This window comes from Pseudomonas sp. BAY1663 (genome assembly GCF_000582595.1).
GTDB lineage: Bacteria > Pseudomonadota > Gammaproteobacteria > Pseudomonadales > Pseudomonadaceae > Stutzerimonas > Stutzerimonas stutzeri_AF.
In genome coordinates this window covers 22423-46669 of sequence record NZ_AZSV01000030.1, presented here as the reverse complement: position 1 = coordinate 46669, position 24247 = coordinate 22423, and the positions used below count along the sequence as shown (strand labels likewise).

Annotated in this window: 18 protein-coding genes and 7 pseudogenes; 16 read left to right on the top strand and 9 right to left on the bottom strand. The window is 66.3% G+C overall.

Annotated elements, in window-relative coordinates; translation table 11 throughout:
• The first annotated feature begins 192 nt into the window (after nt 1-192).
• A complete protein-coding gene (gene codB / locus BAY1663_RS10895) occupies nt 193-1470 on the top strand; it encodes a cytosine permease (protein WP_037040493.1) in 1278 nt (425 codons plus the stop codon).
• A gap of 13 nt (nt 1471-1483) precedes the next feature.
• Entirely contained in the window at nt 1484-2719 is a 1236-nt protein-coding gene (gene codA, locus BAY1663_RS10890) for a cytosine deaminase (RefSeq protein ID WP_037040491.1), read from the top strand.
• Here the strand turns inward: codA and BAY1663_RS10885 are convergent.
• Entirely contained in the window at nt 2713-3399 is a 687-nt protein-coding gene (locus BAY1663_RS10885; protein ID WP_037040489.1) for a c-type cytochrome, read from the bottom strand. The genes codA and BAY1663_RS10885 overlap by 7 nt on opposite strands.
• A gap of 334 nt (nt 3400-3733) precedes the next feature.
• Here BAY1663_RS10885 and BAY1663_RS10880 point away from each other — a divergent pair, with 334 nt between their 5' ends.
• Both BAY1663_RS10880 and BAY1663_RS10875 read left to right on the top strand, forming a co-directional pair.
• On the top strand, nt 3734-4237 hold the full coding sequence (locus BAY1663_RS10880; RefSeq protein WP_037040487.1) for an acyl-CoA thioesterase: 504 nt from the start codon (nt 3734-3736) through the stop codon (nt 4235-4237).
• 109 nt (nt 4238-4346) lie between these two features.
• A complete protein-coding gene (locus BAY1663_RS10875) occupies nt 4347-4688 on the top strand; it encodes a zinc ribbon domain-containing protein YjdM (RefSeq protein ID WP_037040483.1) in 342 nt (113 codons plus the stop codon).
• 196 nt (nt 4689-4884) lie between these two features.
• Here BAY1663_RS10875 and BAY1663_RS10870 read toward each other — a convergent pair whose 3' ends face one another.
• Complete coding sequence (locus BAY1663_RS10870) at nt 4885-5523, bottom strand: DUF1294 domain-containing protein (protein WP_037040481.1); 639 nt, start codon at nt 5521-5523, stop codon at nt 4885-4887.
• Between the two features lie 134 nt (nt 5524-5657).
• Here BAY1663_RS10870 and BAY1663_RS10865 point away from each other — a divergent pair, with 134 nt between their 5' ends.
• The 5 genes and pseudogenes from BAY1663_RS10865 to zigA all read left to right on the top strand — a co-directional run bounded on the left by BAY1663_RS10865 (nt 5658) and on the right by zigA (nt 9954).
• A complete protein-coding gene (locus BAY1663_RS10865; RefSeq protein ID WP_037040479.1) occupies nt 5658-6491 on the top strand; it encodes an NYN domain-containing protein in 834 nt (277 codons plus the stop codon).
• Between the two features lie 111 nt (nt 6492-6602).
• Nucleotides 6603-6981: pseudogene (locus BAY1663_RS10860) on the top strand (hypothetical protein).
• Nucleotides 6982-7120: 139 nt separating this feature from the next.
• Nucleotides 7121-7919 (top strand): annotated as a pseudogene (locus BAY1663_RS10855) (AadA family aminoglycoside 3''-O-nucleotidyltransferase).
• Between the two features lie 157 nt (nt 7920-8076).
• Nucleotides 8077-8480, top strand: a pseudogene (dksA, locus tag BAY1663_RS10850) (RNA polymerase-binding protein DksA).
• A 271-nt stretch (nt 8481-8751) separates the two neighbouring features.
• Entirely contained in the window at nt 8752-9954 is a 1203-nt protein-coding gene (gene zigA / locus BAY1663_RS10845; RefSeq protein WP_037040477.1) for a zinc metallochaperone GTPase ZigA, read from the top strand.
• Between the two features lie 102 nt (nt 9955-10056).
• Here zigA and BAY1663_RS10840 read toward each other — a convergent pair whose 3' ends face one another.
• Complete coding sequence (locus BAY1663_RS10840) at nt 10057-10386, bottom strand: four-helix bundle copper-binding protein (RefSeq protein WP_037040472.1); 330 nt, start codon at nt 10384-10386, stop codon at nt 10057-10059.
• Between the two features lie 210 nt (nt 10387-10596).
• On the opposite strand from BAY1663_RS10840, the gene BAY1663_RS10835 reads away from it, so the two are divergent.
• From BAY1663_RS10835 to BAY1663_RS24470, 3 genes are all read left to right on the top strand, one after another.
• Nucleotides 10597-11187, top strand: coding sequence for a YigZ family protein (locus BAY1663_RS10835; protein WP_037040504.1), 591 nt, complete (start codon nt 10597-10599; stop codon nt 11185-11187).
• Between the two features lie 573 nt (nt 11188-11760).
• The gene (locus BAY1663_RS10830) at nt 11761-12711 is read left to right on the top strand and encodes an adenosine deaminase (protein ID WP_037040469.1); all 951 of its coding nucleotides are present in this window, start codon (nt 11761-11763) and stop codon (nt 12709-12711) included.
• A gap of 106 nt (nt 12712-12817) precedes the next feature.
• Nucleotides 12818-12982, top strand: a complete 165-nt coding sequence (locus tag BAY1663_RS24470; protein ID WP_164838449.1) for a hypothetical protein — start codon at nt 12818-12820, stop codon at nt 12980-12982.
• A 6-nt stretch (nt 12983-12988) separates the two neighbouring features.
• On the opposite strand, the gene BAY1663_RS10825 is transcribed toward BAY1663_RS24470, so the two are convergent.
• Nucleotides 12989-14161, bottom strand: coding sequence for a Bcr/CflA family multidrug efflux MFS transporter (locus BAY1663_RS10825; RefSeq protein WP_037040466.1), 1173 nt, complete (start codon nt 14159-14161; stop codon nt 12989-12991).
• 198 nt (nt 14162-14359) lie between these two features.
• Here BAY1663_RS10825 and BAY1663_RS10820 point away from each other — a divergent pair, with 198 nt between their 5' ends.
• A complete protein-coding gene (locus BAY1663_RS10820; RefSeq protein WP_037040464.1) occupies nt 14360-15007 on the top strand; it encodes a TetR family transcriptional regulator in 648 nt (215 codons plus the stop codon).
• 6 nt (nt 15008-15013) lie between these two features.
• Here BAY1663_RS10820 and BAY1663_RS10815 read toward each other — a convergent pair whose 3' ends face one another.
• Nucleotides 15014-15205 (bottom strand): heavy-metal-associated domain-containing protein, encoded by a 192-nt coding sequence (locus BAY1663_RS10815; protein WP_037040461.1) that lies wholly within the window; start codon nt 15203-15205, stop codon nt 15014-15016.
• Nucleotides 15206-15357: 152 nt separating this feature from the next.
• Between BAY1663_RS10815 and BAY1663_RS10810 the strand changes: the two are divergent.
• Both BAY1663_RS10810 and cueR read left to right on the top strand, forming a co-directional pair.
• Nucleotides 15358-17737 (top strand): annotated as a pseudogene (locus tag BAY1663_RS10810) (heavy metal translocating P-type ATPase).
• A 14-nt stretch (nt 17738-17751) separates the two neighbouring features.
• Nucleotides 17752-18162 (top strand): Cu(I)-responsive transcriptional regulator, encoded by a 411-nt coding sequence (gene cueR / locus BAY1663_RS10805; protein ID WP_037040460.1) that lies wholly within the window; start codon nt 17752-17754, stop codon nt 18160-18162.
• Between the two features lie 25 nt (nt 18163-18187).
• Here cueR and bfr read toward each other — a convergent pair whose 3' ends face one another.
• The 4 genes and pseudogenes from bfr to BAY1663_RS10780 form a co-directional block, all read right to left on the bottom strand.
• Nucleotides 18188-18655 (bottom strand): bacterioferritin, encoded by a 468-nt coding sequence (bfr, locus tag BAY1663_RS10800; RefSeq protein ID WP_037040458.1) that lies wholly within the window; start codon nt 18653-18655, stop codon nt 18188-18190.
• 177 nt (nt 18656-18832) lie between these two features.
• The gene (gene glyA / locus BAY1663_RS10795) at nt 18833-20104 is read right to left on the bottom strand and encodes a serine hydroxymethyltransferase (RefSeq protein WP_037040456.1); all 1272 of its coding nucleotides are present in this window, start codon (nt 20102-20104) and stop codon (nt 18833-18835) included.
• An 82-nt stretch (nt 20105-20186) separates the two neighbouring features.
• A pseudogene (locus BAY1663_RS23720) lies at nt 20187-21365 on the bottom strand (aspartate aminotransferase family protein); the annotation flags it as partial.
• A 17-nt stretch (nt 21366-21382) separates the two neighbouring features.
• Nucleotides 21383-22641 (bottom strand): annotated as a pseudogene (locus BAY1663_RS10780) (benzoate/H(+) symporter BenE family transporter).
• A gap of 111 nt (nt 22642-22752) precedes the next feature.
• Here BAY1663_RS10780 and BAY1663_RS10775 point away from each other — a divergent pair.
• A pseudogene (locus tag BAY1663_RS10775) lies at nt 22753-24239 on the top strand (PLP-dependent aminotransferase family protein).
• Nucleotides 24240-24247 lie beyond the last annotated feature (8 nt).

Sequence of the window (24247 nt, the reverse complement as noted above, 5' to 3'; positions counted from 1 at the left end):
CCGCCACCGTGCACAGCGGCGCCGGCGCGGTCGAAACCGGTGCACGCCCCCGGCGCGGCGCACCATTGCGTGCCCCCTCGCACGCTCGGCTCGCCGGCGTTTCCCGCGACACTGGCGGCCTGTCCACTCGGTCAACTAATGGCATGACACCTGCTACACCCCGCCACCCCTTCTCGACGCGGAGCAACGACGATGACCCAGCACAGCGACAGCGATTTCCCCTTGAGCGAAGTCCCGGCGAGCGCGCGCAAGGGCCTGTGGTCCACCTCGATCCTGCTGTTCGGCTTCACCTTCTTCACCGCCACCATGTTCGCCGGCGGCAAGCTCGGCCTGGCCTTCGACTTCAAGACCATGCTCTGGGCGGCGGTGATCGGCAACCTGCTGCTCGGCCTCTATGCCGCCGCGCTCGGGCTGATCGCCTGCCGCAGCGGGCTGAACTCGGTGCTGATGGGGCGCTTCTGCTTCGGCGAAAGTGGCAGCCGGCTCTCGGACCTGCTGCTCGGCTTCACCCAGGTCGGCTGGTATGCCTGGGGCACCGCGACCATCGCCATCGTGCTGGTCCGGCTGCTCGAACTGCCGCAAGGCTGGACGATGCCACTGATGGTGCTGTTCGGTTTCGGCTTCTGCCTGACCGCCTTCGTCGGCTACCGCGGCCTGGACCTGCTGTCGCGCGTGGCGGTGCCGGCGATGCTGATCCTGCTGCTGGTGTCGCTGTGGATCGCTACCCGCGACATCGGCGGCCTGCAACCGCTGCTGGCGGTCCAGCCGAGCGAAGAGCTGACCCTGGGCATGGCCATCACCCTGATCTTCGGCACCTTCGTCAGCGGCGCGACCCAGGCCACCAACTGGACACGTTTCGCCAAGAGCGGCAAGGTCGCGGTATGGGCCAGCCTGGTCGGCTTCTTCATCGGCAACGGCCTGATGATCGTCGCCGGTGCCTACGGAGCCATCGTCTACCAGCAGCCGGACATCGTCGAGGTGCTGGTGCTGCAGGGCCTGTCCATGGCCGCGGTGGTGATGCTGTTTCTCAACCTTTGGACCACCCAGGACAACACCATCTACAACTTCGCCGCCGCCGGCTGCAACCTGCTGCGTACCGAGCGGCGCCGGCTGGTGACCCTGGGTGGCGCCTGCATCGGCACGCTGCTGGCGCTCGGCGGCATGTACGAGTTGCTGATCCCGTTCCTGATCCTGCTCGGCTCGATCATCCCGCCGATCGGCGGGGTGATCATGGCCGACTTCTTCTACCGGCACCGCGGCCAGTACCCGAAGCTGGCCGAGGCGCGCCTGCCGAAGTACAACGGCCTGGGCCTGGCGGCCTACGTGCTCGGCGCCGCCTGCGCCTATTTCTCGCCCTGGATCGCTCCCATCGTCGGCATACTGGTGAGCGCCACGGCCTATATTGTCCTGCACGAGGGCCGGCGCCTGGCCCTGTCGCGCACGGTACTGACGCAATCGAGCTCACGCTGAACAAGGAGTCGCCATGAACATCCTCAACGCCCGCCTGCGCGGCCGCAGCGGCCTGTACCGCATCGAACTGGACGGCGCGCGCATCGCCGCCATCAGCGCGCAGCAGGCGCCGGCCGAAGCCAGCGAGGGCGATATCGACGCCGCCAGCAACCTGGTGGTGCCGCCCTTCATCGAACCGCACATCCACCTGGACGCCACCCTTACCGCCGGCGAGCCGGCATGGAACATGAGCGGCACGCTGTTCGAGGGTATCGAGCGCTGGGGCGAGCGCAAGGCGCTGGTCACCCACGAGGACACCAAGGCGCGGGCGAAGAAGACCATCGACATGCTGGTCGAGCACGGCATCCAGCATGTGCGCACGCATGTCGACGTCACTGATCCGACGTTGTCGGCGCTCAAATCGATGCTCGAGGTGCGCGAGGAAACCCGCCACCTGATCGACCTGCAGATCGTCGCCTTCCCGCAGGAGGGCATCGAGTCGTTCAAGAGCGGTCGCGAGCTGATGACCGAGGCGATCGCCATGGGCGCCGACGTGGTCGGCGGCATTCCGCACTTCGAGAACACCCGCGACCAGGGCGTCAGCTCCATCCACTTCCTCATGGACCTGGCCGAGCGCAGCGGCTGTCTGGTGGACGTGCACTGCGATGAAACTGACGACCCGCAGTCGCGCTTTCTCGAAGTGCTGGCCGAAGAGGCGCGGGTACGCGAGATGGGCGAGCGCGTCACCGCCAGCCACACCACGGCGATGGGTTCCTACGATAACGCCTACTGTTCCAAGCTGTTCCGCCTGCTCAAGCTGTCGAAGATCAACTTCGTCTCCTGCCCGACCGAGAGCATCCACCTGCAGGGCCGCTTCGACAGCTACCCCAAGCGCCGCGGGCTGACCCGCGTGGCCGAGATCGACCGCGCCGGAATGAACGTCTGCTTCGGCCAGGACTCCATCGTCGATCCCTGGTATCCCTTGGGCAACGGCAACATCCTGCGCATCCTCGAAGCCGGCCTGCACATCTGCCACATGCTCGGCTACGAAGACCTGCAGCGTTGCCTCGACCTGATCAGCGACAACAGCGCACGCACGCTGAACCTCGGCGAACGCTACGGGCTGGAGGCGGGACGGCCGGCGAACCTGCTGATCCTCTCGGCGCCGGACGATTACGAACTGCTGCGCACCCAGGGCCATGCGCGGGTGTCGATCCGCGCGGGCAAGGTGCTGATGCGCCGGACGCCGGCGCATATCGAGCGTTACTGAGCGGCCACCTTGCGCAGCCGGGTGATGGTGGCCATCTCCTCGGCCGGGCTCAGCTGCAGGTGCGACAGGTAGCTCGCCAGGGCCTCGACGTCCGCCGCGGAGAGGTGCGCGGCCACACCGATCATCACCGACCCGGCACGGCTGGGGTCGTTCTCGCGAAAGCGCGTCAACGCCTTGCGGATGTACTCGTCCGGCTGCCCGGCCAGCCGCGGCATGGTCTCCATACCCTCGGCATGGGTACCATGGCAGCCGGTGCAAGTCGTCCGGAAGATGCGCTCACCCGTCTTGCGCAGCGCCTCGTTCGGCGCGCCTTCCGGCGGGTTGACCTTCTGCTGGCTGAAGTACACCGCGACGTTCACCCGATCTTCCAGGGTGAGGTTCTGGGCCAGCTTGGACATGACGAAGTCGATGCGCTCGCCACTGGCGAACTTCTCGAAGGAGTGGAACAGGTAGAGCGGGTTCTGCCCGGCGAGATTGGGGATGTGCTTGCGCTTGCTGTTGCCGGTCTCGCCATGGCAATAGGTGCAGAACACCGCCCGCTCCTGCCCCGCCAGGCTGGCCTGCTGGCGACGCTGCTCATCGGCCATCAGGTAGTTGAAACGCTCCATCGCCTCCTCGCTGGCATGGGAAAACGGGACGAAGCAGCTGAGCAGGACGAGAACGAGAACAAGAACACGCATGGGGATCATCCGGTACCGAGGTGGTCAGTGGGGCGCTTTTTGTCGCCCGACTATAGGGATGGGAAAAACCCCGAACCCCGGCATAAATCAACAAAAGGCGTTCCCGGCCGGACCGCCCGGCGTCTTTCGTGAAAACCATCACAGTTCACCGCCCCTGGGCCCGATCCGCATGGCAATCCTGCCGTTACGGCAGCCATTACCGCCAACCCACTGCGCGCTTGCGCCGCATTGACGATCGAAAAAAAAGATGAAGCGAATCGAAAAATGCCACACACAGCGGCCGCGTGTTCGACTAAAGTAGCACCCCTTCATCCACCGAGGAGCCGTGACCCCCATGCTAGATGGACATGCAGAGCTGACCATGACCGTACTGATGACGCCGGACAAAGCCAATTTTTCCGGCAATGTACATGGCGGCACGCTGCTCAAGTATCTCGACGAAGTCGCCTATGCCTGCGCCAGCCGCTACGCCGGGCAGTACGTCGTGACGCTCTCGGTGGACCAGGTGGTGTTTCGCCAGCCGGTGCACGTCGGCGAACTGGTCACCTTCCTCGCGTCGGTCAACTACACCGGCACCACGTCGATGGAGATCGGCATCAAGGTGGTCACCGAGGACATCCGTTCGAAGACCGTACGCCATACCAACAGCTGCTTCTTCACCATGGTCGCCCTCGGTGAGGACGGCAAGCCGGTGCCGGTGCCGCCGCTGAATCCGAAGACGCCCGAGCAGCAGCGCCGCTTCGCCCAGGCCTACCAGCGCCGCGAAATCCGCCGCGAGCTGGAACAGCGCTATCGCGACCTGCGCACCGGCAACGAGCCCCTCGCCGCGGTGAAATGACCCTGCCACGCTGCCATGGATGACACGCCGCGTCTCGCGCGGCGCCCCAAGCGGGGCAAAACCTTATACAATGCGCGGCTTTCCGCAAATTCCGACTCGAGGACCTGCCGTGAGCACGCTGCCCCCCTGCCCCAAATGCAACTCCGAATACACCTATGAAGATGGCCAGATGCTGGTCTGCCCGGAGTGCGCCCACGAGTGGTCTGCCACCGAGGAGGCAGCCGCCGGCGAGCAGGACAAGGTGATCAAGGACTCGGTCGGCAACACCCTGCAGGACGGCGACACCGTCACCGTGATCAAGGACCTGAAGGTCAAGGGCTCGTCCCTGGTGGTCAAGGTCGGCACCAAGGTGAAGAACATCCGCCTGTGCGACGGCGACCACGACATCGACTGCAAGATCGACGGCATCGGCGCCATGAAGCTGAAGTCCGAATTCGTCAAGAAAGTCTGAGGCCCCGGCGCTCGACGAAGCCCGGCATCTCGCCGTAATGCTGTTCACTTAACGTCTCAAGCTGGATGTTGGATCTGTAGGAGCGGGCCACCACGCCCGCGATTCGCGCGCATGGCGCGCTCCTACAAACTACTCTCCGTGCTTATCTGAACAGCATTAGGCATCTCGCCGGGCTTTTTCATGCCCGCCATTCGACTCACAGCAAACGCAGCAGCCAGTCCCAGCGCTCGCGGGTGAACCCGCCGCCGATGAACAGCAAATCGATCCAGAACGCCTGGTGCAACGCCACGATCGCCCAGCACAGCAACTGGTAGCCGGGCTTGCGCGTCTTGTGCCGCAGCAGTTGCTGCGCCAGCAGTGCGCCGGGCCAGCCGCCGGCGAGTTCGAACAGATGCAGCGTGGTTTCCGGCGTGCGCCAGCGGTCCTTCAGCGCGCTGCGCTTGTCGCGCCAGTAGAGCCAGAAGGTCAGCAGGCTGGCGAGGGCATAGATCATCAGCGGCACTGCCGAACCCAACCGGTACAGGCTGCCCACCAGCGGCAGCAGGCAGAGCAGCGCGAGCACCAGCAGCTTGGCCGGCCATTGCCGCACCGTACCGGCAAGCCGCCGCGGCGGATGGTTGCGCGTCGACGACACCTCGAGACGCAGCCACTCGGCCCGTGGGCGCCCCTGGCGGTCGTGCCCGAGCACGTAGAGCACCGGGTCTCCCGCCATGGGCCGCTGGCCGCCGCGCACCGCCGAGACATGCACGAACACCTCCTCGCCGCCCTGCTCGGGGCGGATGAAACCGAAGCCCTGCCGGTCGTTCCAGCTTTTCAGGGTGCCACGCCGCTCCATACCCGATTCCGTATCGACGAAAGCGCCATGCTAACCGAGCCCGCACCGCTCGGCATCGCTCGCCACCAGCCGCCTATGGCCATCAGCCGGCCGTCGGCGTTATGGTCAGGCCATCTCCAGTCCAGGGACGCACCATGGCCAGTAAACCCAGCAGTTCGAACAAGCAGAAGCATCTCGCGGTCCTGATCGACGCCGACAACGCCCCGGCGGCCATCGTCGAGGGCCTGTTCGAGGAGATCGCCAAGTACGGCGTCGCCAGCGTCAAGCGCATCTACGGCGACTGGACCAAACCCAACCTGGGCAGCTGGAAGAAGGTGCTGCTGGACCACTCGATCCAGCCGATCCAGCAGTTCGCCTACACCTCGGGCAAGAACGCCACCGACAGCTCGCTGATCATCGACGCCATGGACCTGCTCTACACCCGCCGCTTCGACGGCTTCTGCCTGGTCTCCAGCGACAGCGACTTCACCCGCCTGGCCGCGCGCATTCGTGAAGAGGGCCTGACCGTCTACGGCTTCGGCGAACAGAAGACGCCCTCGCCGTTCGTCTCCGCCTGCGACAAGTTCGTCTACACCGAGATCCTGCGTGCCGACGCGCCGAAGAACGCCGCCGAGGCCCCGGCGCCGGAAAAGCTCGCCGCGGCCGCTGCACAGGTGGAACAGGCGCACGACAAGCCGACCCGCGCAGGCGACAAGGGCACCCCGATCGAGTGCCCGCAGGTTCCGGTGGACTTCATCGCCAAGGTGCTCGACGACCTTTCCGAGGAGGACGACTGGATCCAGCTCGGCACCCTCGGACAGAACATCAGCAAGCTGCGCCCGGCCTTCGACCCGCGCCTGTACGGCTGCAAGAAACTGAGCGACCTGATCGCCGGCCAGCCCAAGCGCTTCGAGCTGGAATCGCGGGGCAGCAGCGCGACCGGCGGCAAGGACCTGTACGTGCGGATCAAGAAGCCGGCCAGAAGCTGAATGGCCTGCCGCACCACCTTGCGCCTCATCATTTGCAACCATTCCTTCGGCGCCGCGCCGAACCGACGACCTCCGCCCCCTTCTAAAGGGGACCGAACTATGGAGGTTCCCATGAGCAAGCAGCTACTCGTCGCCTGCGGCCTGGCGCTCTGCGCGCCGGTCGCCCTGGCCCAGACGCCCGAGCCGGAGATCATCACCCACCTCAACGGCCTGGATATCGAGATCAGCCCATGGGCGTGCCGACCGGGCCCCCGGGGTCGACGGGGAACTGCTCGGCGTGCGGGCGGTGAAGGTGTTCAACCACAGCGGCCAGCAGGTGTCGTGCGAGTTCCACGTGCCGGACGAGGCCCGCTCCGACACCTCCGCCTCGCCGGTATTCAACGTGGCGCCCGGCGCCCAGGCGACCGAGCGCGTGCCGGGCGAGTACTCGCCGGACCAGCCCTACGCCGAGATCACCTGCCGGCCGACCGAACGCACGCCGGGCAATTGAAGCGCGGCCGGTTGATCTTGACCGGCCCGGATCACCGCCACTCGCTTCGCCCGGCATCGACACGAAAGCCCGGGGTCGCCTGCCGCGCCAAGCGCCGGTATCTTCCTTCCGGCTCACGGTCCGCCCAGACTAGGCCACCATGAATCCGCCCATACCCACCGAAATCGCCGAACAGCTGGCCAACGCCTGCGCCGTGCTCAAGCAGCATCTGGGCGAAACGCTGCTGGCCATCCACCTGTTCGGCTCGGCAGTCGACGGCGGCCTCAGGCCGCACAGCGACATCGACCTGCTGGTGACGGTGGGCACGCCCTTGCCCGGCGCGGTACGGCGAGCGCTGATGCTGGACCTGCTGTCGGTTTCGGCATGGCCCGGCACCGATCCATCGCTGCGCGCGCTGGAGGTCACGGTGCTGGTCCGCGACCAGCTGGTGCCTTGGCGCTACCCGCCGCAGCGTGAACTGCAGTTCGGCGAATGGCTGCGCGAACAATTGCTGACCGGCTGCATCCCGCCCGCCCACCCCCGACCCCGATATCGCCATCCTGCTGACCCAAGCCAGGCAGCACAGCCTGTGCCTGACCGGGCCGCCCATGCCCGAGCTGTTCGGGCCGGTCCCCCGGGAAGATCTCGCCAGGGCGCTGGCGGCTACCGTTGCCCAGTGGGGCGAGGCGCCGGACTGGCAGGGAGACGAGCGCAACGTGGTGCTGGCGCTGGCGCGCATCTGGTTCAGCGCCGCCACCGGCGCCATCGCCCCCAAGGATGTCGCCGCATGTTGGGCCCTCGAACGCCTGCCGCCGGAGCATCGCCCCGTCCTGGCCTACGCGCGGGCCGCTTATCTGCAAGGCGCCGACCACACGCTCTCCGGCCGCGCCGAGCAGGTGGCCGCATTCATGCGCTATGCCAGGAGTGTGATCGAGCACCGCCTTTCAGGCACGCGTTAGGCCCGACGCGGCTGCAAGCCCACCCCACCACGCCGCCCTATCAACGTCCGAAACTCTCTGCCGAACGCAGCACCTCTCAAGCAAGACAGGCGGTAGCCTATTCTTCCAAAATATTCGTTATGTTATAACAACAACTAACGATTCACAGAATACCACCATGACCGAAGCCGAACTCCTCGCCCAGCCCGCCAATGCCTACATGAGCGCCGAACAGCAGGCCTTCTTCCGCGACCTGCTGCTGCGCCAGCGCGAAGCGCTGCAGGCGCGCATCGCCGATGAATTCGACGCACTACGCGAGCAGGAGCCCAGCAGCGACCCGGCCGACATCGGCAGCGCCGAGGAGCAACGCCAGTGGCAACTGCGTGTGCTGGGGCGCGAGAAGAAGCTGCTCGACAAGATCGACCATGCGCTCGATACGCTGGCCCGCGGCGAATACGGCTGGTGCCGCGAAACCGGCGAACCGATCGGCCTGCAGCGGCTGCTGCTGCGCCCCACCACGACGTTGTCCATCGAGCGAAGGAACGCCAGGAACAGCGCGAAAAACACACCAGGGTTTGTTGACGTTTCGCTCGCGGCCGCGCCGGAGCCAGTTTTGCGCGGAGCAAGGCATGAGGAGAGAAGTTTGGTTATTCCAAATGAACGACGAGTAACGCAGCACCGCGCAAAACTGGCCCGGCCCGAAGGGTTGCGCGGCAAATGGCACCCGCTGTCGTTGCAGGACTTGGCAAGGGCATAACCATTGTCTGCATCCTGCGCCTAACCGGGTGCCATTTGGCGCAGCAACGCGGCTCGCGCCGAAACGTCAACAGACCCTAACGCCTGAGAGAATCCCATGAAGCGCCTTCCCGTTACCGTACTGTCCGGCTTCCTCGGCGCCGGCAAGAGCACCCTGCTCAACCATGTCCTGAAGAACCGCGAGAACCGCCGCGTCGCGGTGATCGTCAACGACATGAGCGAGATCAACATCGACGGCGGCGAGGTGCAGCGCGGCGTCAGCCTCAACCGCGCCGAGGAGAAGCTGGTGGAGATGAGCAACGGCTGCATCTGCTGCACCCTGCGCGAGGACCTGCTGGAGGAGGTCAGCCGGCTGGCCCGCGATGGGCGCTTCGACTACCTGCTGATCGAATCCACCGGCATTTCCGAGCCACTGCCGGTGGCCGAGACCTTCACCTTCCGCGACGAGCAGGGCCGCAGCCTGAGTGACCTGGCGCGGCTGGATACCATGGTCACGGTGGTCGACGGGGTGAACTTCCTGCGCGACTTCCACGAAGCCGAAAGCCTGGCCAGCCGCGGCGAAACCCTCGGCGAGGAGGACGAGCGCTCGATCACCGAATTGCTGATCGAGCAGGTGGAGTTCGCCGACGTTATCCTGGTCAGCAAAATCGACCTGATCGGCGCCGCCGAACGCGAGGAACTGACCGCCATCCTCGCTCGCCTCAACACCCATGCCGAGATCCTGCCGATGAGCATGGGCCAGGTGGCGCTGGAGCGCATCCTCGACACCGGCCGCTTCGACTTCGAGCGCGCGGCCCTGGCACCGGGCTGGCTCAAGGAAATGCGCGGCGAGCACGTTCCGGAAACCGAGGAGTTCGGCATCGCTTCCAGCAGCTACCAAGCCCGTCGCCCCTTCCATCCGCAACGCTTCTTCGACTTTCTCGCCCGCGAGTGGCGCAACGGCCGGCTGCTGCGCTCCAAGGGCTTCTTCTGGCTGGCCAGCCGGCCGGAGGAGGCCGGCAGCTGGTCGCAGGCCGGTGGCTTGATGCGCTACGACTATGCCGGGCGCTGGTGGCACTTCACGCCCGAGTCGCAGTGGCCGGCGGATGCCGAGAGCCGCGCGGCGATACTCGGCAAATGCCACGGCGAGTTCGGCGATTGTCGGCAGGAACTGGTGTTCATCGGGCAGAACATCGACTTCGCGCGGCTGCGCAGCGAGCTGGACGCCTGCCTGCTGAGCGATGCGGAATGGCTGCTGGGCGTCGAGCACTGGCTACGCCTGCCGGATCCGTTCGGGCCATGGCATGAACAGGTGGCCTGATACGCCAGGCCGGACGTTGCGCCGTACGCGGGCAGCTTGCCGGTTCGGGCTCTCCTGGCAGGACAGGTGAACCAGCAAGCGATCCGATTCAGCCGGCTGGCATCAAGCCGCCATCCGCTCGCATTCCTCGGCACACTGACGACAAGCCCGCGCGCACGCCTGACAGTGGTCGTGCGGATGCTTGGCGCACTCCTCGGCGCAATCGCGGCAGACCTGCGCGCAGAGCTTGCAGGCAGCCGCGGCATAGGCGCTGTCACGCGTCATCAGTACCGAGGCAATCGCACAGGTGTCGGCGCAATCGCGGTCGAGCTCGATACAGCGCGCCATCATCTTCACGTCTTCCTCGCGCAGGCAGGACGCCGCGCAGGTCTCGCAGGCCAGCGCACAGCTGGAACAGGCCTGGATGCACGACTGGTAACTGGAATTGAGCATGGAATTTCCTCCGTTGGCTGCCGGCGGTATGCGGTATCGCCGGGGCCATCGAGCCCACGCGATCCGCGCCTACTAGATAGGCGCCCCGGCAACAGCCGAAGTTCAGCCCATTCGCCCGACGGTAGCCGCGGCCCCGCCCGGACGAAGCACGGCCAGATCGGGGCCGCTACAATGGCCGCCCCATTCATGATCGCCTGCGCCAGACCCGCCATGCCCTTCACCCTTGCCACGCCCTGTGAACTGCTGGAAGTCATCAGCAAGAGCCGCTTTCTCGCCAAGGCAGCGCCGATATCGAGCGCCGAAGAAGCACAGGCATTCATCCAGGCGGTCAGCGACCCCAGCGCCACGCACAACTGCTGGGCCTGGAAGCTCGGCAACCAGTACCGTTTCAGCGATGACGGCGAGCCGGGAGGCACCGCCGGACGACCGATGCTGACGGCCATCGAAGGGCAGGATTTCGACCGGGTGGTGGTGGTGGTGATCCGCTGGTTCGGCGGGATCAAGCTCGGTACCGGCGGCCTGGCACGCGCCTATGGCGGCACCACGGCGAAATGCCTGCAGGCCGGTGAGCGCAGCGAACTGGTGGCGCGCTCGCGCTGCCGCTGCCATTGCCGGTTCGCCGAGCTGGCCTTGCTCAAGGCACGCCTGGCGGATTTCGAAGCGCTGCTCGAGGGCGAGCAGTTCGATGCCGAAGGCGCCACCCTGGATATCGCCCTGCCCGCCGCCAACCTGCCGCCTCTCGAACGGCTGCTCGCCGACATCAGTCGCGGCCGCAGCCAGCTGGAAATGCTGGACGAATAACTTGGCCAAGGCGATCGGAGCCCTGTAGGTTGGCGCTGAGCGCAGCGAAGCCCGACAGGCTCTGGCACGAACGTGTTGGGCTTCGTCGCGCCCTCAGGCTGCGCGCTCCATAACTCTTTCTTTGCCCACAGATACTGTGGACGTCGCTGTGGATAACCCCTGGATGCCGCGCTGCAGCAGCGGACCTGCGCGGCCCGGAAGAAACTGCTCGTTTTTGAACAGACCACCCGATAGCCACCAACGCCGATACTTAACTTGTTGAATTACGTGGTTTTCGACCGACCGGCCCGATAATGACCCATTGCCATCCACCGGCATTCGCAAGGCCTGCAAGTTATGCCCGAATGACGTGGAGAACCTTGTGGATAACATTGGGAACAAACGCGCCGGCACCCGCCAGCACTGGGCTGCAGAGCGCTGGTCGTTTTTTCGCCAATCGCCGGTTCGTCATCAAAGGGCAACGCTGTGCGAGTAGAAGCGCCGCGGCGGCGTATCTTCTGCCACACGACAAATGCCCCATCGCCGGCACAGCCCACTAGAATGAGCCGATACCCGAACGACGAGAATCCAGCAATGTACGAATCGCTCAACAACCTGCCCAAGGCCGAATTGCACTTGCACCTCGAAGGCTCGCTGGAACCCGAACTGCTGTTCAGCCTGGCCGAGCGCAACAAGGTCGCCCTGCCCTGGAAGGATGTGGAAACCCTGCGCAAGGCCTATGCCTTCAACAACCTGCAGGAATTCCTCGACCTCTACTACCGCGGCGCCGACGTGCTGCGCAGCGAGCAGGACTTCTACGACCTGACCTGGGCCTACCTGCAAAAATGCGAAGAGCAGAATGTTATCCACACCGAGCCGTTCTTCGATCCACAGACCCATACCGACCGCGGCGTGCCGTTCGAGGCGGCGCTCAACGGCATCAGCGCGGCGCTGGCTGACGGCCGCGAGTTGCTCGGCATCAGCAGCGGGCTGATCCTCAGCTTCCTGCGCCACCTGCCGGAGGAGGCAGCCTTCAAGACGCTGGAGCAGGCCATGCCCTACCGCGACGCCTTCTTCGCCGTGGGCCTGGACAGCGCCGAAGTCGGCCATCCGCCGAGCAAGTTCCAGCGGGTCTTCGACAAGGCCCGCGCCGAAGGCTTCCTCAGCGTCGCCCATGCCGGCGAGGAGGGCCCGCCGGAGTACATCTGGCAGGCGCTGGACCTGCTCAAGGTCAGTCGCATCGACCATGGCGTGCGCGCCGCCGAAGATCCCAGGCTGATCGCCCGGTTGATCGAGGAGCAGATCCCGCTGACCGTCTGCCCGCTGTCCAACACCAAGCTCAAGGTGTTCGCCGACATGCGCCAGCACAACATCCTGCAGCTGCTGGAGCAGGGGGTGAAGGTCACGGTGAATTCGGACGACCCGGCCTATTTCGGCGGCTACGTCACGGAGAACTTCATGGCCCTGCACGAAAGCCTGGGGATGACCGAGGAGCAGGCCCGTCGCCTGGCGCAGAACAGCCTGGACGCACGCCTGGCGTACTGAGAACCCGGCCCCACCACGTCAGCGGTCGGCGGGTATTGATACCCATCAAAAGCGCAAGGCCCGGTCTCGACTAGACTGGGCTTTCCTTTTCCACGAGGTGATCGCCATGAACATTCTCGTCCGCCCCTTGGCCCCCTTCCCCGACAGCCCCTGGCAGGTGCGACTCGACCACCACAGCGTCACCTTCCGCAGCGAGGCCGAGGCCAAGGCCTTCGTCGATACCCTGCGCCAGCGCCTGAAAGCGCCGCACCCGCTGCCAATCAGCGCCTGAGCCGCCTCACTCGGTACTGGCGCGTGCCGTACCGTAGGCAATCAGCGCCGCCAGCAGCCCGCACAGGCTGATGATCGCCGCCAGCGGCACCGCCGTGCCGTTGTGCAGCGCACCGACCGCCGAGGCGGTCGCCGCGGCGACGCCGAACTGCAGGCTGCCGAGCAGTGCCGAAGCGCTGCCGGCATTGGCGCGCTGATCGGCCATGGCACAGGCCGTGGCGTTGGGCAGCAGGCAGCCGAGGCAGGCCACGCAGCAGAACAGCGGGATCAGCAATGGCCACAGCGCTGCCGGTCGCGCCGCGGCGACGGCCAGCAACACCAGCGCACTGCCGAAGAAGAACCACACCCAGCGCCGCACCCAGAACTCCGGACCGCGCCGGCGCACCAGGCGTACGTTGACTTGCGACATCAGGATGAAGCCGGCGGCATTGATGCCGAACAACCAGCCGAAATGCTCGGCGGGCACGCCGTACAGTTCGATGAAAACGAACGGCGAGCCGGCGATATAGGCGAACATGCCACCCATGCACAGCGCGCCGGTGAGCACGTGCCCGAGGAAGAAGCGATCCCGGAACAGCCGCCGGTATTGGCCCAGCGCACCGGACATGGGCTGGCGGGCGAGCCCGGCCGGGTAGGTTTCCGGCAGCCACAGCGCCACCGCAGCCAGACAGGCGGCACTGAACAACGTCAGCGCGATGAAGATCGAGGGCCAGCCGAACGCCGCCAGCAGCGCACCGCCGCCCAGCGGGGCGAGGATCGGCGCCAGCCCCATCACCAGCATCAGCTGCGAGAACACCTTGGCGCTGGTCCTCGGGTCGCAGAGGTCGCGCACCACCGCACGCGCCACCACCATCCCGGCGCAGCCACCCAGGGCCTGGACGAAACGGACACCGATCAGCCAGTCCATCGAGGGCGCGAAGGCGCTCGCCAGCGAGGCCAGCGCGAACAGCACCACGCCGACCAGCAACGGGCCGCGCCGGCCGTAGCGATCGGCCAGCGGCCCGTAGCCCAACTGGCCGATCGCCAGCCCGATGAAATAGGCCGCCAGCGAAAGCTGCACATGCTCGACGCTGGTTGCAAAATGTCGCGCCAGGCTGGGGAAGGCCGGCAGGTACATATCGATGGCCAGGGGGCCGAAGGCGCTGAGCGCGCCCAGTATGAGGAGGATCCGCAGGGGCATCAGAGGCTCACAGGCAAGGGAAAATGGGGCACCGATGGCATTCGAGCCGACTCGAATGAAGACCCCGGACATTTACAGGAGTGCAAGATGCTGTTACATACACAACCGATTGTAAACCTGCAACGCAACGAGCCGCGCCATTACACTGCCCGGCCCCATCGCTGTTCCTGAAGCGGCCACCCGCCCGAACCTGTCGTCATGCGCCGAACCAAAGAAGAAGCCGAGAAAACCCGTCATGCCATCCTCGCATCCGCCGAGCGGCTGTTCCTGGACAAGGGCGTGGCCCATACCAGCCTCGACCAGATCGCGCGCGATGCCGGCGTGACGCGCGGTGCGGTGTATTGGCATTTCCAGAACAAGGCGCACCTGTTCCACGAGATGCTCGACCAGGTTCGCCTGCCCCCCGAGCAGATGACCGAACGACTCTGCAGCTGCAATCAGCAGCAGTCGCTGCAATCGTTGATCGCCCTGCGCGACCTGAGTGTCGAGGCCATCGGCGCCCTCGCCAGCAACGAGCAGAAGCGGCGCATCTTCACCATCCTGCTGCACCGCTGCGAGTTCACCGAGGAGCTGCGCGACGCCGAGGAGCGCCACGAAGCCTTCATCAACCAGTTCATCGATATGTGCGAGAAGCTGCTGGAGAATGCCGCCGAACATCTGCGCCCCGGTGTCACGCCGCGACTGGCCGCGCTGTCGCTGCATGCATTGATGGTCGGCCTGTTCACCGACTGGACGCGCGACCCACAGCTGTTCGCGGCACAGACCGACGCCCGTGCCCTGATCGATCCGCTGTTCCGCGGCCTGTTGCGCGACTGGCCGGACGACCCGGGCCCGCCCTGCACCTGACCCGCCTCAGCGAACCTGATAGCCCTCCGCCTCGATCGCCGCGCGGATCGCTTGCTCATCCAGCGCGCTATCGACCCGCACCGTACCGGCGGCCAGGTCCACTCGCACCTGCGCCGCCGGGTCGAGCGCCTGGATCGCCTGGATCACCGCACGCTCGCAATGGCCGCAGCTCATGCCCGTCACATTGAATACTTGCATCGTTCTACTCCTTTAGCGGGTGGAGCGCCGATTCTCGACCTTGCCACCCTGGCAAGGTCAATGGGCGCAACTGTCGCAGGTCAAAGGCTTGACCTTTCCATAGGGTTAAGGTCGATCCTGTCCGCCATCGCTATCCAGGAGTACCTCAGCCCATGTCCAGCGCTACCTATACCCTGCCGGTCAGCGGCATGACCTGCGCCAGCTGTGCCGGCCGCGTCGAACGCGCCCTGCTGAAAGTCCCGGGCGTGGAAGCAGCGAGCGTCAACCTGGCCAACGAACAGGTCCGTGTCGAGGCCGCCAGCGGCGATCTCGCCGAGCTGATCCAGGCAGTGGAAAAGGCCGGCTACGGGGTGCCGGCGCAGAGCCTCGAGCTGGCTATCGAAGGCATGACCTGCGCCAGTTGCGTCGGCCGCGTCGAGCGCGCCCTGCTCAAGGTCCCCGGCGTGCGTAGCGCCTCGGTGAACCTGGCCAGCGAACGCGCCCATGTCGAGGTGCTCGGCGCGCCGGAGCCAGCGGCACTGATCCAGGCCGTGGAGAACGCCGGTTACCACGCCACGGCCAGCGCCGACGCACAACCGCAGGCTGACAGGGCCGAACAGCGCCTGCGCCGCGAACGCTGGACGGTCATCGCCGGGCTGCTGCTGGCCGCGCCGCTGGTGCTGCCTATGTTCGCCGAGCTGTTCGGCGGACACTGGATGCTGCCGCCATGCTGCAGTTCCTGCTCGCCACGCCGGTGCAGTTCGTCCTCGGCGCACGCTTCTACGTCGCCGGCTGGAAGGCGCTGCGCGCCGGGGCCGGCAACATGGACCTGCTGGTCGCCATCGGCACCAGCGCCGGCTACGGGCTGAGCCTCTACCAGTGGTGGGCGACGCCGGCCGGGCAGATGCCGCACCTGTATTTCGAGGCCTCGGCCGTGGTCATTGCCCTGGTGCTGCTCGGCAAGTACCTGGAAAGCCGCGCCAAGCGCCAGACCAGCGCGGCGATCCGCGCGCTCGAAGCGCTGCGCCCGGAACGCGCCACGCGGCTGGTCGACGGCCGCGAGGAAGACGTCGCCATCGCCGCTTTGCGCCTCGATGACCTGGTGCTGGTCAAGCCCGGCGAGCGTTTTCCGGTGGACGGCGAAGTGGTCGAAGGCGAAAGCCAGGCCGACGAGGCGCTGATCAGCGGCGAAAGCCTGCCGGTCAGCAAGCAGCCCGGCGATCGCGTCACCGGCGGCGCCATCAATGGCGAAGGCCGCCTGCTGGTGCGCACCACCGCGCTCGGCGGGGAAACCGTGCTGGCGCGGATCATCCGCCTGGTGGAGGATGCCCAGGCGGCCAAGGCGCCGATCCAGAAGCTGGTGGACAAGGTCAGCCAGGTGTTCGTCCCGGCGGTGCTGATGATCGCCGTCGCCACCCTGTTCGGCTGGCTGCTGGCCGGCGCGCCGCTGGAAGTCGCGCTGATCAACGCCGTCGCCGTGCTGGTCATCGCCTGCCCCTGCGCCCTCGGCCTGGCCACCCCGGCGGCGATCATGGCCGGCACCGGCGTGGCCGCGCGCCACGGCATCCTGATCAAGGACGCCGAAGCGCTGGAGGTGGCCCATGCGGTGAATGCCGTGGCGTTCGACAAGACCGGCACGCTCACCTCGGGCAAGCCGCAGATCATCCATCTGCATACCGTGGACGGCGACGAATCCACCTGCTGCGGCTGGCCGGCGCCCTGCAGCGCGGCAGCGAGCATCCGCTGGCGCGGGCGGTGCTGGAGCGTTGCGAAACGGACGGCATCGAGGTGCCGGATGTCGAGAAAAGCCAGGCGCTGAGCGGCCGCGGCATCGCCGGCAGCCTCGACGGCCGGCAGCTGGCGCTGGGCAACCGGCGCATGCTCGAAGAATTCGGCTTGCAGCCGGGCGAGCTGCTGGACACTGCCCAGCGTTGGGAAGCCGAGGGCCGCACGCTGTCCTGGCTGGTGGAAAGCGCGCCGCAGCCGCGCGTGCTCGGCCTGTTCGCCTTCGGCGACAGCCTCAAGGATGGCGCCGCCGCCGCCATCGCCGCGCTCGATGCCCGGCACATCCGCAGCCACCTGATCACCGGCGACAACCGCGGCAGCGCCCGCGTGGTGGCCGAAGCGCTACGCATCGACGACGTGCACGCCGAAGTGCTGCCAGCGGACAAGGCCGCCACCGTCGCCACGCTGAAGCAGGGCGGCGCGGTGGTGGCGATGGTCGGCGACGGCATCAACGACGCCCCGGCACTGGCCGCGGCGGACGTCGGCATCGCCATGGGCGGCGGCACCGACGTGGCCATGCACGCCGCCGGCATCACCCTGATGCGCGGCGACCCGCGGCTGGTGCCGGCGGCGCTGGAGATCAGCCGGCGCACCTACCGCAAGATCCAGCAGAACCTGTTCTGGGCGTTCATCTACAACCTGGTGGGCATCCCGCTGGCGGCCCTCGGCTTTCTCAGCCCGGTGGTGGCCGGTGCGGCGATGGCCTTGTCCAGCGTCAGCGTGGTGAGCAACGCATTGCTGCTCAAGACCTGGAAACCGCAAGACTGAGCGAGGGCAATCCCATGAATATCGGCCAAGCCGCCAAGCACAGCGGGCTCACGGCGAAGATGATCCGCTACTACGAATCCATCGGCCTGCTGACGCCAGCCGGACGCGGCATCAACGGCTACCGCCACTACAGCGAGCGCGATCTGCACCAGCTGGCGTTCATCCGCCGGGCGCGGGACCTGGGTTTTTCGCTGGAGGAAGTCGGCAAGCTGCTGGCACTGTGGCAGGATCGCCAGCGGGCCAGCGCCGACGTGAAGGCGCTGGCCGGCACCCATATCGAGAAGCTGAACCGCAAGATCAGCGAGCTCGTCGGCCTGCGCGATACCCTGCAGGAGCTGGTCAGCCACTGCCAGGGCGACGACCGCCCGGACTGCCCGATCCTCAAGGATCTGGAGTCCGGCGGTTGCTGCGCAACCGCGGAGTGATCGCCGCGCGGCCCGCCGTCGCCGATCAGCTGGCCTGGGATTGCAGGTAGTTCTGCAGGCCGATGCGGTCGATCAGGCCCAGCTGCTGCTCCAGCCAGTAGGCGTGATCTTCCTCGGTGTCCTTGAGCTGGGCAGCGAGCAGGTCACGGGTGGCGTAGTCGCCGTGCTGTTCGGCCAGGGCGATGCCCTTGGCCAGCGCGGCGCGCACCTTGTACTCCAGCGCCAGGTCATTGCGCAGCATCTCCGGTACGCTGTGGCCCGGATTGATCGGCTCCGGCGTCATGTCCGGCGTGCCTTCGAGGAAGAGAATCCGGGTCAGCAGGACATCGGCGTGCTGGGTCTCTTCCTCCATCTCGTGATTGATGCGCTCGTAGAGCCGGGTGAAGCCCCAGTCGGCGTACATGCGCGAGTGCAGGAAATACTGGTCGCGGGCCGCCAGCTCACCGCGCAGCAGCTCCTTCAGGTAGTCGATTACCGGTGCCTGGCCTTGCATTGCGTTCTCTCCATATCCGATGCCGCCCTTCAAGCGGGCAAGCATCCCCGTTGAGCCAGCGGGGGTCAAGCGCGCGAAAGCCGCAGCCGCGCCTCCTGCAAGTGTGGCAGAGCTCCGGCGAAAGTCGACTGCCGCCGCCAATGCCTCAGGGCTCCGCCCGGCCCGCGCAGAGCTTTCTCATTTCGCCGCATATACCGGATAGCGGCGGCACAGAGCCGTCACCTGGTCCCGCACCCGACGCGTCACCTCTTCGCCCGCACCGGATTCCAGCGAATCCAGCACGTCGCACAACCAGCCGGCCAGCCGCTCGCACTCGGCCACGGCGAACCCTCGGGTAGTCACGGCCGGCGTGCCGATGCGCAGCCCCGATGTCACAAAAGGCGAACGAGGGTCATTGGGGACCGAGTTCTTGTTCGCAGTGATATGGGCGGCGCTCAAGGCCCTATCCGCATCCTTGCCGGTATAGGGCCTGGCGGTCAGGTCGATCAGCATCATGTGATTGTCGGTGCCGCCGGAGACGATCCGGTAGCCGCGCTGCTGGAGCATGGCGGCCATGGCCCGGGCATTGGCCACGACCTGCTGCTGGTAGGTCTTGAAGCCGGGCGACAATGCCTCCTTGAAGGCGATCGCCTTGGCAGCGATCAGGTGCATCAGCGGCCCGCCCTGGATGCCAGGGAACACCGCCGCGTCGAGCCTCCTGTAGAAGGCATCACCCTGCGCGCTGGACAGGATGATGCCGCCACGTGGGCCACGCAACGTCTTGTGGGTGGTACTGGTCACCACGTGGGCATGGGGCAGCGGATCGGGGTACTCACCGGCCGCGACCAGGCCGGCCACGTGGGCCATGTCCACCCAGAAGAGTGCGCCCACCCGGTCGGCGATGGCGCGCATGCGAGCCCAGTCCATCTGCCGGGAATATGCGGAGAAGCCGCCGATGAGCAGCTTCGGCCGGGTCTGAAGGGCGATACGCTCCATCTCGTCGTAGTCGATCAGCCCGGTCTCCGGGTCGAGGCCATAGGGAACGATCCTGTAGTGCCGACCGGAAAAGTTGGCCGGATTGCCATGCGTCAGGTGTCCGCCTTGGGCCAGGTTCATCCCCATGACGGTATCGCCGGGATTGACCAAGGCCAGGAAAACGGCGGCATTGGCCTGCGCACCGGCATGCGGCTGGACGTTGGCGTAGTCGCAGCCGAACAGCGCCTTGGCTCGCTCGATGGCCAGGCGCTCGGCTGCGTCGACGTATTCGCAGCCGCTGTAATAGCGTTTGCCGGGGTAGCCTTCGGCATACTTGTTGGTGAAGACCGAATCCTGAACGGCCATTACCAGCGGGCTGGCGTAGTTCTCGGAAGCGATCAGTTCGGCATGGTCTTCCTGACGGCACTCTTCGTGCTGGACAGCCGCAGCGAGTTCGGCGTCGAATTCGGCAAGGGTCACCGACGATTCGTACATGTTGCCCCATGGTGGATGGATGAATAGCGGTTGGCACCGGCCGCCTGCCCGCAGGTTCCTGATGAACCCGGTCAGCGGACCGGGCACCAGCGTTCAAGAGCAGCGCCAGGCGCGCCACGATGTCCTCTATCTGTGCCTCCTCGCATACCAGGGGCGGCAGCAGCCGGATGGTCCGCTCGCGCGTCACGCTGATCAGCAGGCGCTGCTCCTCCAGCGCGCGCCCGACCAGCTCGGTGCAACAGCGGTCCAGCTCGATGCCGACCATCAACCCCAGCCCCCGGATGGAGACGATGCCGGGATGTCCGCCCAACGCTTCCTGGAGCCCCGCCAGCAAACGCCGCCCCAGCGTGGCGGCGCGCTCCGGGATACGGTCGCGTGCCATGATGTCGAGTACCGTGCAACCGACCCGACAGGCAAGCGGGTTGCCGCCGAAGGTGGAACCGTGATGGCCGGGCGAAAACAGCTCCGCTGCCGATCCGCGGGCCAGGCAAGCGCCGACGGGAAAACCGTTGCCCAGCCCCTTGGCCAGGGTGATGACATCCGGTAGCACGCCCGCGTGCTGGTAGCCGAACCAGGTTCCGGTACGGCCCATGCCGGCCTGCACCTCGTCGATGATCAACAACCAGTCGTGCCGGTCGCATAGCGCCCGCAGTGCCTCCAGGTAGCCAGCGGAGGGCGTGCGGACGCCGCCTTCACCCTGTACCGACTCGAGTAGCACCGCCACGATGTCCGGCGTGCTGCCAGCCGCGCGGCGGGCCGCTTCGATGTCGTCATAGGGTATGCGCAGGAATCCCGGCAGCAGCGGCTCGAAACCTCGCTGCACCGCCGGATTGCCGGTGGCGGCCAGGGTCGCGATGGTGCGACCGTGAAAGCTGTTTTCCATCACCAGCACCTGGGGCTGCGTCACCTTTCTTCGGTTGCCGTGCAGCCGCGCCAGCTTGAGCGCGGTCTCGTTGGCTTCGGCCCCGGAGTTGCAGAAAAACGCCCGCTGCATCCCGGATAGCTCGCACAGCCGCTGGCCCAGGCGCTCCTGCCAGGCAATGCCGAACAGGTTCGAGGTGTGCAGCAGCAATCCAGCCTGCTCGGCGATGGCCGCGGCGACTTCCGGATGAGCATGGCCGAGGTTGGCGACAGCGACACCGGCGATGGCATCCAGGTATTCGACCCCGCGGTCATCCCAAAGGCGCGCGCCGCATCCACGAACGAAGGAAACCGACTGCCGTGCATAGGCCTGCATCAAATGAGCGTCGGCTGGGGGCATGGACGGAGCTGACGGCATCATTTACCCACCTCCTGACCGCCGGCGGGGGCGGCAGCAGGATCGAACGCGCTCGTGGAAGCGCCCTGGCGACGCGGCAAACGGCCATTGAGCAGCGCATAGGCCACCAGGCCGATCACCAGCCCCCAGAAGGCACCGCCAATCCCTAACAGGGTGATGTTGGCGGCGGCGGCCAGGAAGGTGATCAGGGCCGCTTCGCGGGTGTTCGGATCGGACATCGCACTGGCGAGGCTGCCGCCAAGGGTGCCCAGCAGAGCCAGCCCTGCCAGCGTGGTGATGAACGTCGCCGGAAAGGCCATGAACACGGCGGCGAGCGTGACGCCGAAGACACCGACGAGGATGTAGAAGACACCTGCCGCAACACCTGCAATCCAGCGCTTGGATGGATCTTCATGGGCCTGCTTGCCGGTACAGATCGCTGCGGTGATCGCTGCGATGTTGAATGCATGCGAGCCGAACGGAGCCATGAGCAGCGAGCCCAGCCCGGTGACGGTCACGATGGGATTGGCACTGGTGGTGTACCCGTCATTGCGCAGCACCAGCATGCCGGGCATGTACTGCCCGGTCAGGGTGATCAGGAATAACGGCAAGGCGACACTCAGCAAGGCGTTGAACGAGAACGCCGGCATGGTGAGGATAGGCGCGGCGAGCTCGAACTCCAGCCTCGACAGATCGACCCGCCCCTGAACAAGCATGAGGACCACCCCCAGCAGCAGGATGCCGACCACCGCGTAGCGTGCGGTCAGGCGCTTGAACGCGACATAGGCGACGATCAGCAAGCCCGCCAGCAGGGGGTCGAGGCTCATCCCGCCGAAAGCGCCGATGCCGAACTGAAGCAGAATGCCGGCCAGCAGTCCGGCAGCCAGGCCCGGAGGGACTCGCTGGATGATCCTGTCGAAACAGCCCGATAGGCCGAGCGCTATGAAGCAGCGGCCGAGATCAGATACGCCCCCACCGCCTCGGCATAGGACGTCGTCCCCAGCGCCACGACGAGAAACGCCGCCGCCGGCGTCGACCAGGCGGTGATGATTGGCGCACGGGTGATCCAGCTGAGGAGTATCCCGGTCACCCCCACGCCGATGGACACGGACCACACCCACGAGGCCGTCAGTTGCGGGCTGAGTCCCGCCGCCTTGGCAGCCTGGAAGACCAGGATAAAGGTGCCACCATAGTTGACGATGACCGAAACGAGCCCCGCCACGATGGGATGGGTGAGATCGCCTGGGCGGATGGACGATGGTGCTGTGAAGGACGACATGTTCTATCCCCGACTCCTTGGAAGATTGGCGCCTGGCCCGAAGTGAAGTAGGTTTATACGCCCGAAATGGAAGGCTGTTCCCCGCCACTTTCCTGAAGGAAGGCAGACCAATTGTTCAAGCATTCCCAACTCGAATCCGTCAAAGCCTGGCTAGCGAACCCCGCACATGCAGCCTTTCCGTTGCATTCACGCATCCAGCGGGCGATCCGGCAGTTGATCCTCGACGGAGCGCTCGGCGTCGGGAAGCCGCTCCCGGCATCGCGGGCACTGGCCAAGTCGCTCGGCGTCTCCCGGGATACCGTCGAGGCCGCATACGGCCAGTTGCACGGCGAGGGTTACATCGAGCGGCGCGTAGGCAGCGGCAGCTTCGTTTCGCACATGGCGCAGCGCGTGCCGGGACGCCACCTGTCGCAGCGCCGCAAGCCGTCGCAGGACCCGCCCCCCAACCTCAGCCGGCGCGGTAGCGCGATGCTTGAGGGGGGCGGAGTGCGTGATTTCCTGACACCCCGCCCGTTCGCACCGGGCGTGCCGGAAACGCGGGGGTTCCCTCTACAGATCTGGGAGCGCCTGGAACGGCAGGTTCTGAAGGAGTATGCAAACAAGGCCCTGCTGCATGGCCATCCGCAAGGAATGGAACCGCTGCGCCGCGCCATTGCCGATTACGTCAATCTCGAACGTGGCGCACATGCTACGGCCGAGCGCGTGCTGATCCTGACCAGCTCGCAGCAAGCCATGACGTTGTGCGCCCACGTACTGCTCGATGCCGGCGACCGGATCTTCGTCGAAGATCCGCTATACCACGGGGCCCGCAAGGCATTCGATGCCGCCGGCCTCGCATGCCTCCCCATCCCCGTGGACGCTCACGGCATGCGGGTCGAAGTCCTGCGCAATGCCTCGACCCCCGCCAAGGCGGTCTTCGTGACCCCGTCGCACCAGTTCCCGACCGGCACCACACTGCCCCTGGATCGGCGGCTGTCGCTGATCGAATGGGCCAGGCAACACCCGGCCTGGATCATCGAAGACGACTACGACAGCGAATTCCACTATGCCGGCAAACCGACAGCCTGCGTTCAAGGGCTGGATTCGCACGAGCGCACGATCTATATCGGCACGTTCACCAAATCGCTGTTTCCCGGCCTGCGGATCGCCTATGCCGTGCTGCCCGCGCAACTGGTGCAGCCCATGACCGTGGCCCGCACGCTGCTCGACGGGCACAGCGCCACGATCCCGCAGCTGACCTTGGCCCGGTTCATCGAAGGCGGTCATTTCGGCGCGCATGTGCGCACCATGCGCAGCATCTATGCACACAGCTCGCGACACTGGAGCGCCTCGTCCGCCAGCACCTTGGCGCCTACGTCGAGCCGAGTGTGCCGACCGGGGGCATGCAGATGCCCTGCCTGCTCACCAGCGGTCTTTCCGAGCAGGCGGCTATCAACGCCGCACGCCGGGCCGGCATCGAACTCATGGGGTTGACGGGGTTGCACGCGTCGAGCGATTGCAGGGCCGGATTCCTGATGGGGTTTGCCGCCTATACGCCCACCGAGCTGGAAGCGGCGGTCAAGCAGCTCGCCTGCGCGTTCCAGGCGCTCGAAGACTGACTACGGCC

Excerpts from the sequence above, each read along its gene's own strand:
- BAY1663_RS10880 (WP_037040487.1), top strand. The coding sequence starts at position 3,734 with ATGCTAGATGGACATGCAGAGCTGACCATGACCGTACTGATGACGCCG.
- BAY1663_RS10870 (WP_037040481.1), bottom strand. The coding sequence starts at position 5,523 with ATGGAGCGGCGTGGCACCCTGAAAAGCTGGAACGACCGGCAGGGCTTC.
- BAY1663_RS10830 (WP_037040469.1), top strand. The coding sequence starts at position 11,761 with ATGTACGAATCGCTCAACAACCTGCCCAAGGCCGAATTGCACTTGCAC.
- BAY1663_RS10820 (WP_037040464.1), top strand. The coding sequence starts at position 14,360 with ATGCGCCGAACCAAAGAAGAAGCCGAGAAAACCCGTCATGCCATCCTC.
- BAY1663_RS10840 (WP_037040472.1), bottom strand. The coding sequence starts at position 10,386 with ATGCTCAATTCCAGTTACCAGTCGTGCATCCAGGCCTGTTCCAGCTGT.
- codA (WP_037040491.1), top strand. The coding sequence starts at position 1,484 with ATGAACATCCTCAACGCCCGCCTGCGCGGCCGCAGCGGCCTGTACCGC.
- glyA (WP_037040456.1), bottom strand. The coding sequence starts at position 20,104 with ATGTACGAATCGTCGGTGACCCTTGCCGAATTCGACGCCGAACTCGCT.
- zigA (WP_037040477.1), top strand. The coding sequence starts at position 8,752 with ATGAAGCGCCTTCCCGTTACCGTACTGTCCGGCTTCCTCGGCGCCGGC.
- BAY1663_RS10885 (WP_037040489.1), bottom strand. The coding sequence starts at position 3,399 with ATGCGTGTTCTTGTTCTCGTTCTCGTCCTGCTCAGCTGCTTCGTCCCG.
- codB (WP_037040493.1), top strand. The coding sequence starts at position 193 with ATGACCCAGCACAGCGACAGCGATTTCCCCTTGAGCGAAGTCCCGGCG.
- bfr (WP_037040458.1), bottom strand. The coding sequence starts at position 18,655 with ATGCAAGGCCAGGCACCGGTAATCGACTACCTGAAGGAGCTGCTGCGC.
- BAY1663_RS24470 (WP_164838449.1), top strand. The coding sequence starts at position 12,818 with ATGAACATTCTCGTCCGCCCCTTGGCCCCCTTCCCCGACAGCCCCTGG.
- cueR (WP_037040460.1), top strand. The coding sequence starts at position 17,752 with ATGAATATCGGCCAAGCCGCCAAGCACAGCGGGCTCACGGCGAAGATG.
- BAY1663_RS10865 (WP_037040479.1), top strand. The coding sequence starts at position 5,658 with ATGGCCAGTAAACCCAGCAGTTCGAACAAGCAGAAGCATCTCGCGGTC.
- BAY1663_RS10815 (WP_037040461.1), bottom strand. The coding sequence starts at position 15,205 with ATGCAAGTATTCAATGTGACGGGCATGAGCTGCGGCCATTGCGAGCGT.
- BAY1663_RS10835 (WP_037040504.1), top strand. The coding sequence starts at position 10,597 with ATGCCCTTCACCCTTGCCACGCCCTGTGAACTGCTGGAAGTCATCAGC.
- BAY1663_RS10825 (WP_037040466.1), bottom strand. The coding sequence starts at position 14,161 with ATGCCCCTGCGGATCCTCCTCATACTGGGCGCGCTCAGCGCCTTCGGC.